Genomic DNA, 15,745 nt, shown 5'->3' with positions numbered 1-15,745 from the left:
AAAAAGCCCGACATCGTCGGGCTTTTTCTTATTTGAAACCTTTCTTCTCTTTAATGAGCTCGTACGCCTTCTGGATTTCCTGCGCTTTTTGCTTCGCCATCTCCATCATTTCCGGCGGCAGGCCTTTCGCGACCAGTTTGTCCGGATGATGCTCGCTCATGAGCTTACGGTAGGCACGTTTAATCGTGGTCTGGTCGTCAGAGGGCTTTACGCCAAGCACGTTGCAGGCATCTTCCAGCGTCGGACCACGCTGCGCCTGCTGCCAGGCTCCGCCGGACGACTGCTGGTGATAGCCGCCGCCAAACTGCGCCCCGCCCTGCATCATGCGCAGGAACTGGTCGAACTGCATACGGGAGATGCCCAGCTCTTCCGCAATGACGTACAGCACATCACGTTCATTAGGGTGAAGTGAACCGTCGGCGAAGGCCGCCTGGATTTGTATTTCCAGAAACATCCGAATTAAATCAAAACGTCCGAAGCAGATGCTGCGGAACTGACGCATTTTTTCGCGAAGCGGATAGTTATCCGATTTACCGATGCGAAACGCATTTTGCGCTTCCAGACGGGAATCGCCATGCAGGTTCATACGATCCATAAAAACGCTGGCAATCTGAATATCGGCTTCTGTGACACGCCCTTTGGATTTGGTTAAGTGCCCCATTACCTCAAAGGTGGTGGAGAAAAAGAGTGACTGACGCTCGCGCTGATTGGCAAACCAGGCCATTTTGCGGCTGCGCGCCTTATCAAACATATGGCCGATAATAAGCCCAAGCACAATCCCCCAGAACCCGGCACCCATGATGATGGCGAACGCAACGCCGATTATTTTACCCCAATACTGCATATACTCCCCGGATAGTCATATTCCTGGCCGACGCAACGTCATCATCACTGTGTTCAAGTCACGGTCAATTGAAGGACATCGCCTATAATTTGCTTTATCATACTCGTCATTCGATAGCGAGCCTAACACTCTGGCACGCAAACGGGCAGGATTAACGCTGGTACTGCGCAGATGAGTAAGATAGTCTCTGAGCGTTTGTAAGCCGTAGCCACTGATGACGGAACAATAAAATACAACGTATGAAAAAACGTATCCCCACCCTTCTGGCCACAATGATTGGCTCCGCCCTGTATAGTCAACAGGGGCTGGCGGCCGATCTCGCCTCGCAGTGTATGCTTGGCGTCCCAAGTTATAATCGCCCACTGGTGAGTGGCGATACAAATAGCTTGCCGGTAACCATTACTGCCGACAGTTCGAAAGGGACTTACCCTGACAATGCCACGTTTACGGGCAATGTGGATATTAACCAAGGTAATAGCCGCCTGCAGGCAGATGAAGTGCAATTGCACCAGAAGCAGCCGGAAGGTGCGGCCGAGCCGGTACGAACGGTGGATGCGCTGGGTAATGTGCACTATGACGACAATCAGGTCATCCTGAAAGGTCCGAAAGCCTGGTCAAACCTGAATACTAAAGATACTAACGTCTGGGAAGGTGATTACCAGATGGTGGGTCGCCAGGGGCGCGGTGACGCAGACCTGATGAAACAGCGCGGCGAAAACCGCTATACGATCCTGGAAAATGGTACATTCACGTCGTGTCTGCCGGGTTCAAATACCTGGAGCGTGGTCGGAAGCGAGGTTATCCATGACCGCGAAGAACAGGTCGCAGAGATCTGGAACGCCCGCTTCAAACTGGGTCCAGTGCCCATATTCTACAGCCCTTATCTGCAGCTTCCCGTGGGTGACAAACGTCGCTCCGGCTTCCTGATCCCAAATGCCAAATACAGCACCACGAACTACTTTGAGTTCTACCTGCCGTATTACTGGAACATCGCGCCAAACATGGATGCGACGATCACGCCGCACTATATCCACAAGCGCGGCAACATCATGTGGGAGAACGAGTTCCGCTATCTGACTCACGCCGGTGCGGGTCTGATGGAGCTGGATTATCTGCCGTCGGATAAAGTCTTCCAGGATGAGCATCCGACCGAAGGTAATAAACACCGCTGGATGTATTTCTGGCAACATTCCGGTGTGATGGATCAGGTCTGGCGTTTCAACGTCAACTACACCAAGGTGAGTGACCCGAACTACTTCAACGATTTCTCGTCAAAATACGGTTCGAGTACTGACGGTTATGCCACGCAGATCTTCAGCGCAGGCTATGCGGTGCAGAACTTTGATGCGACAGTAACAAGCAAGCAGTTCCAGGTATTTGATAGCCAAACGGCGAGTACCTATGGCGCTGAGCCACAACTGGACGTTAACTGGTACCAGAATGACGTGGGTCCATTCGACACCCGTATTTATGGTCAGGCGGTGCATTTTGTAAACACAAATTCCAATATGCCGGAAGCCACCCGCGTTCACCTGGAGCCCGTAATCAACCTGCCATGGTCAAATGACTGGGCAAGTCTGAACACGGAAGCTAAGCTGATGGCGACACACTATCAGCAGAAAAATATCGATGATTACAACGCGAATCCAAACAATACCGGTCACCTGGAAGAATCCGTAAACCGTACGCTTCCGCAGTTCAAAATGGACGGCAAGCTGATCTTCGAACGCAATATGGGTCTACTGGCGGATGGCTATACCCAGACGCTGGAGCCACGTATGCAGTATCTGTACGTGCCTTATCGCGATCAGAGCAATATTAATAACTACGACTCCTCATTACTGCAGTCTGACTATAGCGGCCTGTTCCGCGACCGTACCTACGGTGGCCTTGACCGCATCGCCTCGGCAAACCAGGTAACGACCGGGGTCACATCGCGCGTTTATGATGATGCTGCCGTTGAACGTTTTAACGTTTCTGTTGGTCAAATCTACTATTTCACCGAGTCTCGCACGGGCGATGACAATATTAAGTGGGAGAAAGATAACAAGACAGGTTCGCTGATTTGGGCTGGTGACACCTACTGGCGTATGACCGACCGTTGGGGTCTGCGCGGTGGCGTGCAATATGACACCCGTCTCGACAATATCGCCAACAGTACAGCGGCCATTGAGTATCGCCGGGATGAAGACCGTATGGTGCAGTTGACCTATCGTTATGCCAGCCCGGAATATATTCAGGCCACATTGCCAAACTACGGCAATGGGGAACAGTATAAAGACGGTATTTCGCAGGTCGGTGGTGCAGCAAGCTGGCCAATCGCCGATCGCTGGTCAGTCGTTGGCGCTTACTACTTTGACACCAACACTCGTAAAGCAGCTGACCAGATGGTGGGTCTGCAATATAACTCCTGCTGCTACGCGCTGCGTGTCGGTTACGAACGTAAGCTTAACGGCTGGGATACTAACAACAATCAGAGCAAATACGATAACGTGATTGGCTTTAACTTCGAGCTACGCGGCCTGAGTTCCAACTACGGTCTGGGTACGCAGAAAATGCTGCGCTCGAATATTCTGCCATATCGTACTTCCTTGTAATGTGCTTGATTTGCAACGTAATCCGCTTTGCGGTTAATTGAAATGGAAAAAGTATGAAGAACTGGAAAACGCTGCTGCTCGGTGTCGCTATGGTTGCGAATACCAGCTTCGCGGCCCCCCAGGTTGTTGATAAAGTCGCTGCTGTGGTTAACAACGGCGTCGTGCTTGAAAGTGACGTTGACGGTCTGATGAAATCGGTGAAGCTCAATTCGGGCGAAGCCGGTCAACAGCTTCCAGATGACGCCACGCTGCGCCACCAGATCCTGGAGCGTCTGATCATGGATCAGATCGTTCTGCAGATGGGGCAGAAAATGGGTGTGAAGGTCACTGACGAGCAGCTCGATCAGGCGATCGCTAACATCGCGAAGCAAAACAATATGTCTTTAGATCAGATGCGCAGCCGTCTGGCCTATGACGGCATCAGCTACGCCACCTACCGTAATCAGATCCGTAAAGAGATGCTGATTTCGGAAGTACGTAACAACGAAGTGCGTCGCCGCGTCACTATCCTGCCTCAGGAAGTGGAGGCGCTGGCAAAACAGGTGGGTAACCAGAACGATGCGAGCACAGAGCTGAATCTGAGCCACATTTTGATTCCACTGCCAGAGAACCCAACGTCCGATCAGGCTGCGGAAGCAGAAAGCCAGGCGCGTTCTATTGTTGAACAGGCGCGTAACGGCGGCGACTTTGGCAAGCTGGCCATCACCTACTCCGCTGACCAACAGGCGCTGAAAGGCGGCCAGATGGGCTGGGGACGTATTCAGGAGCTGCCATCCATCTTTGCCCAGGCGCTGAGCACGGCGAAGAAAGGGGATATCGTCGGTCCTATCCGTTCAGGCGTGGGCTTCCACATTCTGAAGGTGAACGATCTGCGGGGCCAGAGCCAAAATATCTCCGTCACCGAAGTTCACGCTCGACACATTCTGCTGAAACCGTCACCGGTCATGACTGACGATCAGGCGCGTGCGAAGCTGGAACAGATCGCAGCAGACATTAAGAGTGGTAAAACCTCGTTTGCGAAGGCCGCAAAAGAGTTCTCTCAGGATCCTGGCTCTGCTAACCAGGGCGGCGATCTGGGCTGGGCGGCTGCGGATATTTACGATCCTGCCTTCCGTGACGCGTTGATGAAGCTGAACAAAGGCCAGATGAGCACGCCGATCCACTCTTCGTTTGGCTGGCATTTGATCGAGCTGATGGACACCCGTAACGTTGATAAAACGGATGCGGCACAGAAAGACAGAGCCTACCGTATGCTGTTTAACCGTAAGTTCTCTGAAGAAGCAGCCACCTGGATGCAGGAACAACGCGCCAGTGCTTACGTGAAAGTGCTGAGCAACTAATGAAACAGCATCGTGTTGTTATCACGCCCGGCGAACCCGCCGGGATTGGGCCTGACCTCGTTGTCCAGCTCGCCCAGCTCAGCTGGCCGGTAGAACTGGTTGTCTGCGCCGATGCAACACTGTTACAAGACCGGGCAACACTGCTCGGTCTGCCTTTAACGCTCATACCTTACGTTGAAGGCCAACAGCCTGCACCACAGCAAGCCGGTACGCTTACCCTTCTCTCTGTTCCCCTTCGAACGCCGGTCATTCCGGGTCAGCTCAGCACGGAAAACGGCCACTATGTCGTTGAAACCCTTGCGCGCGCCTGCGACGGTTGCCTGAAGGGCGAATTTGCCGCCCTGATTACCGGCCCCGTTCACAAAGGCGTGATCAACGAAGCGGGCATACCATTTACCGGGCATACGGAGTTCTTCGAAGAGCGCTCGCACAGTCCGAAAGTGGTGATGATGCTGGCGACCGAAGCGATGCGCGTTGCCCTGGTGACCACCCATCTGCCGATCAAAGCGATTCCGGATGCGATCACCCCCGATCTCCTGCGTGAGATCATCGGGATTTTGCATCACGATCTGCAGACAAAATTTGGGATCCCGCAGCCGCATGTGCTGGTTTGCGGCCTGAATCCGCACGCGGGCGAAGGCGGGCACATGGGCACCGAAGAGATCGACACCATTATTCCGGTTCTCAACGAAATGCGGGCGAAGGGGATGAACCTCAGCGGGCCGCTGCCAGCAGATACCCTTTTCCAGCCAAAATACCTGGATAATGCCGACGCCGTGCTCGCGATGTACCACGATCAGGGCCTGCCCGTGCTAAAATATCAGGGCTTTGGCCGCGGGGTGAATATCACCCTCGGTTTACCTTTTATTCGAACGTCCGTTGACCACGGTACTGCGCTGGATCTGGCAGGCCAGGGGAAAGCGGATGTCGGCAGTTTTATTACGGCGCTTAATCTCGCCATCAAAATGATTGTTAATACTCAATGACTAATCGAGTCCATCAGGGCCACTTAGCCCGTAAACGTTTCGGGCAAAACTTCCTTAACGATCAGTTCGTGATCGAAAGCATTGTCTCGGCTATTAATCCACAAAAAGGCCAGGCGATGGTCGAAATCGGCCCGGGCCTTGCCGCACTGACCGAGCCGGTAGGCGAACGCCTCGACGAACTGACCGTCATCGAACTGGACCGCGATCTGGCCGCACGCCTGCAAACGCACCCGTTCCTCGGGCCGAAGCTGACCATCTATCAGCAGGATGCCATGACCATGAACTTTGGCGAACTGTCGGAAAAAATGGGCCAGCCGCTGCGCGTTTTCGGCAACCTGCCGTACAACATCTCCACGCCGCTCATGTTCCACCTCTTTAGCTATACTGATGCCATTGCCGACATGCACTTCATGTTGCAAAAAGAGGTTGTTAACCGTCTGGTTGCAGGCCCGAACAGTAAAGCGTATGGTCGTTTAAGCGTGATGGCACAATATTACTGCAACGTGATCCCGGTACTCGAAGTACCGCCGTCAGCGTTCACACCACCACCGAAAGTGGATTCAGCGGTTGTTCGCCTTGTGCCGCACAAGACGAAACCGTATCCGGTTAAAGATCTGCGCGTACTGAGCCGCATTACCACAGAAGCCTTTAACCAGCGCCGTAAAACGATCCGTAACAGCCTGAGCAATTCGTTTACCGTAGAGGTGTTAGCCGAGCTGGGGATCGACCCGGCAATGCGTGCGGAGAATATTTCCGTAGAGCAGTACTGCAAGCTGGCTAATTACATCAGCGATAATGCGCCGCCGAAGGAGAGTTAAGCCATGATTGATTCGCCCCGCGTATGTGTCCATGTACAAAGCGTCTATGTTGAATCACAGTCCTCTCCGGACGAAGATCGTTTTGTTTTCGCTTATACCGTGACCATTCGCAATCTGGGGCGGATGCCCGTGCAGCTGCGCGGGCGCTACTGGCTTATCACTAACGGCAATGGCCGCGAAATTGAAGTTCAGGGCGAAGGTGTGGTCGGTGAACAGCCCCACATCGCCCCTGGCGAAGAGTACCAGTACACCAGCGGCGCGGTAATTGAAACGCCGATGGGTACCATGCAAGGCCATTATGAAATGGTCGACGTCGATGGCAACGGATTCCGCGTTGCCATTCCTGTGTTCCGTCTCGCCGTTACTACACTCATTCATTAATCTAATGTCTACATATCTGATTGGCGACGTTCACGGTTGCTACGATGAACTGATCGCATTGTTAAAACAGGTCGACTTTACGCCAGGACAGGACACGCTCTGGCTGACGGGCGATTTAGTCGCGCGTGGCCCCGGCTCCCTTGAAGTATTACGTTTCGTCAAATCGCTGGGCGACAGCGTGCGCATGGTGCTGGGTAATCACGATCTGCATCTGCTGGCGGTTTTCGCCGGGATCAGCCGCAACAAGCCTAAAGATCGCCTCACACCACTGCTGGATGCGCCGGACGCGGACGATCTGATTAACTGGCTGCGCCGTCAGCCCCTGCTGCAGATCGACGAAGAGAAAAAGCTGGTCATGGCGCATGCCGGGATCACGCCACAATGGGATCTTGAGACGGCGAAAACCTGCGCGCGTGACGTTGAGGCGGTGCTGGCGAGCGACTCGTATCCTTTCTTCCTTGATGCCATGTACGGCGATATGCCGAACCACTGGAGCGAGGATCTCAGCGGTCTGGCCCGCCTGCGCTTTATCACCAACGCGTTCACCCGCATGCGTTTCTGCTTCCCGAACGGGCAGCTGGATATGTATTCCAAAGAGACGCCGGAAAGCGCGCCCGCCCCGCTGAAACCGTGGTTTGCCATTCCGGGACCGGTGACCAGCGAGTACAGCGTGGTATTTGGTCACTGGGCAGCACTGGAAGGAAAAGGAACGCCGGAAGGGATTTACGGTCTGGATACCGGATGCTGCTGGGGTGGGGAGTTAACCTGCTTACGCTGGGAAGATAAAGCTTACTTTGTGCAGCCGTCCAACCGACAGCTGGACTTAGGAGAAAGTGAGGCCGTTGCCTCCTGATAATGATTCCCTCTCCCGGCCGGGAGAGGGAAAATTACTTAACGACGTTCCAGAATCTCGAAGCAGTAGCTGTGGGAGTTCTGTGCATCCGCGTCGTGGAATTCGCTGAATACCGATTCCCACTCGTCCGGATCGTAGTCCGGGAAATGGGTATCCCCTTCCACTTCTGCATCAATGTGGGTCAGATACAGCTTCTGCGCTTTTGGCAGGAACTGCTCGTACACACGCCCACCGCCAATCACCATAATCTCTTCGGCATTGCCGCATGCAGCAATCGCCTCGTCTACTGATTTTACCCATTCGACGCGATCGTCAGTGCCTGGCTGGCTGCTGATAACGATATTCTTACGGCCCGGCAATGGACGACCAATCGACTCCCAGGTCAGGCGGCCCATCACTACCGGCTTGTTTAACGTAGTACGTTTAAACCATGCGAGATCGGCAGGCAGGTTCCACGGCATGGCATTTTCCATACCGATAACGCGGTCCACCGCCAGCGCTGCAATCAGACTGATCATTGAAAATTTCCCGGATGCAAAAAATTGCCGCCACTATACGGAAAGCTTAATCTTTCGTCGACTGGCGGCAGGGTAAAGATAAAGAAATTTTTTAATATTGCTGGCAACTCCACTTCACGCGGAAGGTTTACTCTCGGGCTCGTCAGCCGGATCGCCGGTATGCTTGCCCTCTTCCGTGCCCTGCCAGCCATGGCGCTGGATCAGCGACAGGTGGTTACGGTCCTCGTTAATGATTTCCGTCAGCATCGCGCTGGTGCGTTTAAACACCGCCGCGCGCTCGGTGGCCGTACTGCCCGCCATCGCCGCCATCTCTTCAACCATCTCGGTATTAAAGCGACGGAACAGGTCCGCCCGTTCGCGCGCTTCGTACGCGCCAAGCCCCAGGTTTTCCAGCGCCATACGGCCAGACTTCAGCGCACCTTCGAACGTTTCACGCTCCGGTGCGTCTACGCCCGCCTGTCGCAGCCTGATGTAGTGATCCACATCGCGCGCGCGGGAGATAATGGTCAGTGCCGGGAAATGCTCTTTAACCAGTTCCACCATCTGCATGCTGGTCTCCGGATCGTCAATGGCGTTAATCAATACCTCGGCTTTTGCCGCCCCGGCGGATTCCAGCAGATCGACGCGGGTGGCATCCCCGTAAAACACCTTCATATCAAATTTACGCAGAGTATCGACATGGTCGGGATCGTGATCGAGGATGACCATCTTCACGCCGCTGGAGAGTAATAAACGCCCGACGATCTGCCCGTAGCGACCAAATCCGGCGATGATGACGCGCGGCTGCTCCTCGTCAATCTCATCGGCTTCGCGCTCCTGCTCGCTGTCCGATTTTTCCAGACGCGTCAGCACCACCAGCAGCACAGGCGTCGCCGCCATCGACAGTGCGACCGCCAGCGTCAGCGCTTTCGCCCACTCGGGATCGAGCACGTTTGCCATCTGCGCGGCGCCAAAGACCACGAACGCAAATTCACTCCCCTGCCCCAGCAGCACGGCAAACCAGCGGCGCTGCCTGGTCGGCACGTTTAATGGACGCGCAATCAGCCACAGCATCACCATTTTAATGATCAGGAAGCCGACGAGCAGGATGACGATCCGCAGCGGGTGCGTCACCAGCGTGCCGAAGTCGACGGACATCCCCACACCAATGAAAAACAGCCCCAGCAGCAACCCTTTGAACGGCTCGATATCGCTTTCCAGCGCGTGACGGTATTCAGAACTCGCCAGCAGAACGCCTGCGAGGAACGCCCCCATCGCCATCGACAGCCCGGCCTCTTCCAGCAGCAGACCGAAGCCAAACACCAGGAACAGCGCCACGGCGCTGAACACTTCGCGCAGGCCCGAGCGGGCAACAAACCGCAGCAGCGGACGGGTGACGTAGCGACCAAGCAGCACCACCAGCGCCAGCGCGCCCGCCACCTTCAGTGCCGACAGCGCGAAAGCGCCCAGCGTGGTAGAGGAACCGCTGGCCGCCAGCAGCGGGATCATCGCCACCAGCGGGATAGCGGCAATATCCTGGAACAGCAGCACCGAGAACGCGCTACGTCCCATCTGGGATACCGTCAGATTTCGTTCGTTCATCGCCTGCATGGCAATGGCCGTTGAGGAGAGCGCCAGGGTCATGCCGATGAGCTCTGCCACTTTCCAGTCCATGCCCAGCAGGATGCAGAACCCGCCCAGCAGCAGGCCGCAGGCCACCATCTGCAGTGCCCCACCGCCAAATACCGATGCGCGAAGCTTCCACAACCGCTGCGGGTCGAGCTCCAGGCCAATCACAAAGAGCATCAGCACCACGCCGATTTCAGCGAAATGAAGGATCGCCTCTGCATCCGTCACCAGTCGAAAGCCCCACGGTCCAATGACGCAGCCCGCAATCAGGTAGCCGAGAACAGAGCCCAGCCCCAGGCGTACCGCCACGGGCACAATCAGCGCCGCTGCGCCAAGGTATATCAGCGCCTGTATCAGCGTATGGCTATCCATGGTGCGCCTCCTGCCACTCAAGTAAGCGTTGTTTATAATGGCGAGCCTGCGCCTGCAGCGTTTCATCGTCGCAGACAAACGTGCAGTGCATCGCAAACGGCGGGAGCCAGTTCAGACCGCAATACAGCGCAGTCGCCTGCAGCGGCTGTGCCAGGACGTCAAAACCCGGGAAGGAACCGATATCAAAGTGGCTTTCCCCGCCGCCGGTGGTGACCGCCCACATCAGGCTTTTCCCTTTTAGCGCATTGCCGTTGTGGCCATACGCCCAGCCGTGGGAGAAGACTTTATCAATCCACAGCTTCAGGAGCGGGGGCGTGCTATACCACTGCATGGGATGCTGCCAGATAATCAGATCGGCACGGGAAAGCGCCTCCTGTTCGGCGGCGATATCGATATTAAAATCGGGATAGAGTTGATAGAGGGAACGTATCTCTACGTTATCAAGCGTCCTTACCTGCTCAAGCATCCGCTTATTCGCATGCGAGTGCTGCGGATAAGGATGGGCATAAATTATCAGAATCATTGATTAGCCTGTTGTTACTGCTTTCTTTTAACAAAAGAGTGTAGTCAGTAATTCAACAGGCTAATAGTGAATATTATTGACGGGCTTACGTCAGAATTCTGAATTAGTTATCCAGCTCGCCCATCGATTTCACCTGGTCACGGTTGATCTGCTCGGTTTGACCGGTTTCGGCGTTTTTGTACGACACCAGACCGGTATCGTCATCTACCTGCGGTTTTCCGTCGGTAACAATGGTTTTGCCATCGGTGGTTTTTACGGCCTGATTGGACGAACATCCCGCAACGGTAAACATTGTCGTGGCAGCCAGAACGGAAGCGATCAGTAATTTATTTGGCATGGTGTTTTCCCCTGCTCTCAGTTGAATTTCGTTATCGACCTAATGATTTTAGGCTAACTGACTGAAAGCGGATGAAAAACCAGAAGGTTCTGAAGATGGGGAGAATGCCCGGCAGCCGAACGGCACCGGGCATTTTTACTTACTTGCTAATCTGCGCGTGCATTTCCTGCACTGAAATCACCTTCTCGGTAGCATCCGCGTTCAGCGCCATGGCCGTTGCGAAACCGCCGTTCAGGGTGGTGTCGTAGTGCACTTTGTACTGCAGCGCGCTGCGGCGAATCAGCTTGGAGTCTTCGATCGCCTGGCGGCCCGCGGTGGTGTTGATGATGTAGGTATATTCGCCATTCTTGATACGATCCTGAATGTGCGGACGGCCTTCATGCACCTTGTTCACCAGACGCGGGTTGATGCCGGCTTCGCCCAGCACAATCGCCGTACCGTGGGTTGCATCCAGCTCGAAGCCCTGCTTCAGCAGCTTAGCGGCCAGGTCAACTACGCGCTCTTTGTCGCCTTCACGAACGGAGAGCAGCGCACGGCCTGATTTTCTCATGGTAGAGCTACTGCCCAGCTGCGCCTTCGCGAACGCTTCTGCGAAGGTGCGGCCTACGCCCATCACTTCCCCGGTAGAGCGCATTTCTGGCCCTAACAGCGGGTCAACGCCCGGGAATTTGTTGAACGGCAGCACCACTTCTTTCACCGAGTAGTACGGTGGAATGATCTCTTTGGTCACGCCCTGCTGCGCCAGCGTCTGGCCCGCCATCACGCGCGCCGCCACCTTCGCCAGCGGTACGCCGGTGGCTTTGGAGACGAACGGGACGGTACGTGCCGCACGCGGGTTCACTTCAATCAGGTAGACTTCGTTGTCTTTCACCGCGAACTGGACGTTCATCAGACCGCGAACCTGCAGCTCGAAGGCCAGCTTCTGCACCTGCTGGCGCATCACGTCCTGAATCTCCTGGCTCAGCGTGTAGGCTGGCAGAGAACAGGCTGAGTCACCGGAGTGCACGCCCGCCTGCTCGATGTGCTCCATGATGCCGCCAATCAGCACCATTTCGCCGTCGCAGATGGCGTCCACGTCCACTTCCACCGCGTCGTCGAGGAAGCGGTCGAGCAGCACTGGCGCATCGTTGGACACGCTTACCGCGGTCTGGAAGTAGCGGCGCAGGTCGGCTTCGTCATACACGATTTCCATCGCGCGGCCGCCCAGCACGTAGGAAGGACGCACGACCAGCGGGTAGCCAATCTCTTTCGCCTTCTCAACGGCCATCTCAATGGCGGTGACGGTGGCGTTCGCCGGCTGTTTCAGCTTCAGACGGTCAACCGCCTGCTGGAAACGCTCGCGGTCTTCCGCACGGTCAATCGCATCCGGGCTGGTACCGATAACCGGCACGCCTGCTGCTTCCAGCGCGCGCGCCAGCTTCAGCGGGGTCTGGCCGCCGTACTGCACGATAACGCCTTTTGGCTTCTCGATGCGCACGATTTCCAGCACGTCTTCCAGGGTAACCGGCTCGAAGTAGAGGCGGTCAGAGGTGTCGTAGTCGGTCGATACGGTTTCCGGGTTACAGTTGACCATGATGGTCTCGTAACCGTCTTCACGCAGCGCCAGGGAGGCGTGCACGCAGCAGTAGTCGAACTCAATGCCCTGGCCGATACGGTTTGGACCGCCGCCCAGCACCATAATCTTGTCGCGGTCGACGGACGGGTTCGCTTCGCACTCGTCTTCATAGGTGGAGTACATGTAGGCGGTGTCGGTCGAGAATTCTGCCGCACAGGTGTCCACGCGCTTGTAGACCGGGTGCAGGTCATACTGGTCGCGCAGCTTGCGGATTTCCGCTTCACGCACGCCCGCCAGCTTAGCCAGACGCGCATCGGCGAAGCCTTTACGCTTCAGCACGCGCAGGAAGTCAGCGTCCAGGCCGGTGATGCCCAGCTCAGCCACCTGCTCTTCCAGACGCACCAGCTCTTCAATCTGCACCAGGAACCAGCGGTCGATGTTGGTCAGGTTGAACACGCCGTCGACGGACAGCCCCGCACGGAAGGCATCGGCGATGTACCAGATACGCTCTGCGCCCGCGTCTTTCAGCTCGCGGCGGATTTTCGTCAGCGCTTCCGGGTCGTCCAGGCTCACTTTCGGGTCGAAGCCGGTCGCGCCCACTTCGAGGCCGCGCAGCGCTTTCTGCAGGGATTCCTGCTGCGTGCGACCAATCGCCATCACTTCACCGACAGATTTCATCTGGGTGGTCAGACGGTCGTTCGCGCCTGCAAATTTCTCGAAGTTGAAGCGTGGAATTTTGGTGACAACGTAGTCGATGGACGGCTCGAAGGACGCAGGCGTGCGGCCACCGGTGATGTCGTTCATCAGCTCGTCGAGGGTGTAGCCCACCGCCAGCTTCGCCGCCACTTTCGCAATCGGGAAGCCGGTCGCTTTAGAGGCCAGCGCGGAGGAACGGGACACGCGCGGGTTCATTTCGATAACAATCAGGCGACCGGTTTTCGGGTTAACGGAGAACTGCACGTTAGAACCGCCGGTTTCCACGCCGATTTCACGCAGTACCGCCATCGAGGCGTTACGCATGATTTGATACTCTTTGTCGGTCAGGGTCTGAGCTGGCGCAACGGTGATGGAGTCACCGGTGTGGATACCCATCGCATCGAAGTTTTCGATAGAGCAGACGATGATGCAGTTGTCGTTTTTATCACGCACCACTTCCATCTCGTACTCTTTCCAGCCAATCAGCGATTCATCAATCAGCAGCTCTTTGGTTGGGGAGAGATCCAGACCGCGTTCGCAAATCTCTTCGAACTCTTCGCGGTTGTAGGCGATGCCGCCGCCGGTGCCGCCCATGGTGAACGATGGACGGATGATGCACGGATAGCCCACGTCAGCCGCAACGGCCAGCGCTTCTTCCATGTTGTGTGCGATACCGGAGCGCGCGGTGTCGAGGCCGATTTTCTTCATCGCCACGTCGAAGCGGCGACGGTCTTCTGCTTTATCAATCGCGTCGGCGGTCGCACCAATCATGGTCACGCCGAACTCGGCCAGCACGCCCTGACGCTCCAGCTCCAGCGCGCAGTTCAGCGCCGTCTGGCCGCCCATGGTTGGCAGCACCGCGTCCGGACGCTCTTTCTCGATGATTTTACGCACCACTTCCCAGTGAATCGGCTCGATGTAGGTCGCATCAGCCATTTCCGGGTCGGTCATGATGGTCGCCGGGTTAGAGTTCACCAGGATAACGCGGTAACCCTCTTCGCGCAGGGCTTTACACGCCTGCGCGCCGGAGTAGTCGAATTCACAGGCCTGGCCGATCACGATCGGGCCAGCGCCAAGGATCAGGATGCTTTTTATGTCTGTACGTTTTGGCATTGTCTTCTCGGCTCCTGATTATTTAGCGGTCTTACGGTATTGCTCGATAAGTTCGATGAAGTGATCGAACAGCGGCGCGGCGTCGTGTGGGCCCGGGCTGGCTTCCGGGTGGCCCTGGAAGCTGAACGCTGGCTTATCGGTACGGTGGATGCCCTGCAGGGTGCCATCGAACAGCGACTTGTGGGTCACGCGCAGGTTAGCCGGCATTGAGGCTTCATCGACGGCAAAGCCGTGGTTCTGCGCGGTGATCATCACCGTGTTGTTATCGATGTCTTTCACCGGGTGGTTACCACCGTGGTGGCCGAACTTCATCTTAACGGTGTTCGCACCGCTCGCCAGGGCCAGCAGCTGATGGCCGAGACAGATGCCGAATACCGGGATGTCGGTTTCCAGGAAGGACTTAATGGCGGCGATAGCGTAATCGCACGGCGCCGGGTCGCCAGGGCCGTTGGACAGGAAAATACCGTCCGGATTCATCTTCAGCACGTCTTCGGCAGACGTTTGTGCCGGCACCACCGTCAGGCGGCAGCCGCGGTCAACCAGCATGCGCAGGATGTTGCGCTTGGCGCCGAAATCGTAGGCCACCACGTGGAACGGCAGCTCGCTCTCTTTTTTCGCTTCCGGCAGGTCGCCTGAAAGCGTCCAGCTACCCTGAGTCCAGCTGTAGGCTTCAGCGGTAGTCACTTCTTTCGCCAGGTCCATGCCGTTCAGGCCCGGGAAGGCTTTCGCTTTTTCCAGCGCCAGCGTCGCATCGAGGTTATCACCCGCGATGATGCAGCCGTTCTGTGCACCTTTCTCGCGCAGCAGACGCGTTAACTTACGGGTATCGATATCGGCAATCGCCACGATGTTATGGCGCTTCAGGTAAGAAGAGAGGTCTTCGGTATTGCGGAAGTTGCTGGCAATCAGCGGCAGATCGCGGATGACCAGGCCTTGCGCATGTACCTGAGAAGATTCTTCGTCAGCAGCATTGGTGCCGACATTGCCGATATGAGGATAAGTAAGAGTAACGATTTGGCGAGAATAGGAAGGATCAGTGAGGATTTCTTGATAACCGGTCATTGAAGTATTGAAAACGACTTCCCCAACCGCCGAACCCGTTGCCCCTATGGCCCGACCGATAAACTGGGTTCCGTCTTCCAGAACCAATAGCGCTGACTTAATCAAAACACCCTCCAGAGAATATTCACTCACTTTATTTGCA

The 15,745-nt window shown here is 56.0% G+C and carries 13 protein-coding genes; 6 read left to right on the top strand and 7 right to left on the bottom strand.

All coding sequences use genetic code 11. The features are described 5' to 3' along the window. Positions 1-28: 28 nt before the first annotated feature. A complete protein-coding gene (gene djlA, locus ACMGG5_RS09280; protein ID WP_008502016.1) occupies positions 29-844 on the bottom strand; it encodes a co-chaperone DjlA in 816 nt (271 codons plus the stop codon). Positions 845-1,083: 239 nt separating this feature from the next. Between djlA and lptD the strand changes: the two genes are divergently transcribed. Genes lptD through apaH form a run of 6 tightly spaced genes read left to right on the top strand, consistent with a single transcriptional unit; the run spans position 1,084 to position 7,819 of the window. Beyond that, entirely contained in the window at positions 1,084-3,441 is a 2,358-nt protein-coding gene (lptD, locus tag ACMGG5_RS09275; RefSeq protein WP_420277775.1) for an LPS assembly protein LptD, read from the top strand. A gap of 53 nt (positions 3,442-3,494) precedes the next feature. Further along, entirely contained in the window at positions 3,495-4,781 is a 1,287-nt protein-coding gene (gene surA / locus ACMGG5_RS09270; RefSeq protein ID WP_420277774.1) for a peptidylprolyl isomerase SurA, read from the top strand. Further along, complete coding sequence (pdxA, locus tag ACMGG5_RS09265; protein ID WP_024907432.1) at positions 4,781-5,767, top strand: 4-hydroxythreonine-4-phosphate dehydrogenase PdxA; 987 nt, start codon at positions 4,781-4,783, stop codon at positions 5,765-5,767. Before surA ends, pdxA begins: the two co-directional genes overlap by 1 nt. Beyond that, on the top strand, positions 5,764-6,585 hold the full coding sequence (gene rsmA / locus ACMGG5_RS09260; protein WP_023310362.1) for a 16S rRNA (adenine(1518)-N(6)/adenine(1519)-N(6))-dimethyltransferase RsmA: 822 nt from the start codon (positions 5,764-5,766) through the stop codon (positions 6,583-6,585). Before pdxA ends, rsmA begins: the two co-directional genes overlap by 4 nt. A gap of 3 nt (positions 6,586-6,588) precedes the next feature. Beyond that, positions 6,589-6,966 carry a Co2+/Mg2+ efflux protein ApaG gene (gene apaG, locus ACMGG5_RS09255; RefSeq protein WP_024907431.1) on the top strand — a complete coding sequence of 126 codons (378 nt, stop codon included), beginning with the start codon at positions 6,589-6,591 and terminating at the stop codon, positions 6,964-6,966. A gap of 4 nt (positions 6,967-6,970) precedes the next feature. Next, the gene (gene apaH / locus ACMGG5_RS09250) at positions 6,971-7,819 is read left to right on the top strand and encodes a bis(5'-nucleosyl)-tetraphosphatase (symmetrical) ApaH (protein ID WP_023310360.1); all 849 of its coding nucleotides are present in this window, start codon (positions 6,971-6,973) and stop codon (positions 7,817-7,819) included. A gap of 38 nt (positions 7,820-7,857) precedes the next feature. Here the strand turns inward: apaH and folA are convergent, their stop codons facing one another. The 6 genes from folA to carA all read right to left on the bottom strand — a co-directional run bounded on the left by folA (position 7,858) and on the right by carA (position 15,708). After that, positions 7,858-8,337 carry a type 3 dihydrofolate reductase gene (folA, locus tag ACMGG5_RS09245; RefSeq protein ID WP_008502023.1) on the bottom strand — a complete coding sequence of 160 codons (480 nt, stop codon included), beginning with the start codon at positions 8,335-8,337 and terminating at the stop codon, positions 7,858-7,860. 114 nt (positions 8,338-8,451) lie between these two features. Beyond that, the gene (gene kefC, locus ACMGG5_RS09240) at positions 8,452-10,317 is read right to left on the bottom strand and encodes a glutathione-regulated potassium-efflux system protein KefC (RefSeq protein WP_157188593.1); all 1,866 of its coding nucleotides are present in this window, start codon (positions 10,315-10,317) and stop codon (positions 8,452-8,454) included. Next, positions 10,310-10,840, bottom strand: coding sequence for a glutathione-regulated potassium-efflux system oxidoreductase KefF (gene kefF, locus ACMGG5_RS09235; protein WP_024907429.1), 531 nt, complete (start codon positions 10,838-10,840; stop codon positions 10,310-10,312). The genes kefC and kefF overlap by 8 nt, the downstream gene beginning before the upstream one ends. Positions 10,841-10,943: 103 nt before the next feature. Next, a complete protein-coding gene (locus tag ACMGG5_RS09230) occupies positions 10,944-11,177 on the bottom strand; it encodes a YgdI/YgdR family lipoprotein (protein WP_048989669.1) in 234 nt (77 codons plus the stop codon). 139 nt (positions 11,178-11,316) lie between these two features. Next, positions 11,317-14,541, bottom strand: a complete 3,225-nt coding sequence (gene carB, locus ACMGG5_RS09225; protein WP_024907428.1) for a carbamoyl-phosphate synthase large subunit — start codon at positions 14,539-14,541, stop codon at positions 11,317-11,319. 18 nt (positions 14,542-14,559) lie between these two features. Continuing rightward, positions 14,560-15,708, bottom strand: coding sequence for a glutamine-hydrolyzing carbamoyl-phosphate synthase small subunit (gene carA / locus ACMGG5_RS09220; protein WP_024907427.1), 1,149 nt, complete (start codon positions 15,706-15,708; stop codon positions 14,560-14,562). Positions 15,709-15,745 lie beyond the last annotated feature (37 nt).

It is taken from the genome of Enterobacter sp. BNK-34 (genome assembly GCF_048684445.1).
In the GTDB taxonomy this organism is placed as follows: Bacteria; Pseudomonadota; Gammaproteobacteria; order Enterobacterales; family Enterobacteriaceae; genus Enterobacter; species Enterobacter pseudoroggenkampii.
The sequence above is the reverse complement of the archived record's forward strand: the minus strand, read 5'-3'. Positions and strand labels throughout refer to the sequence as shown.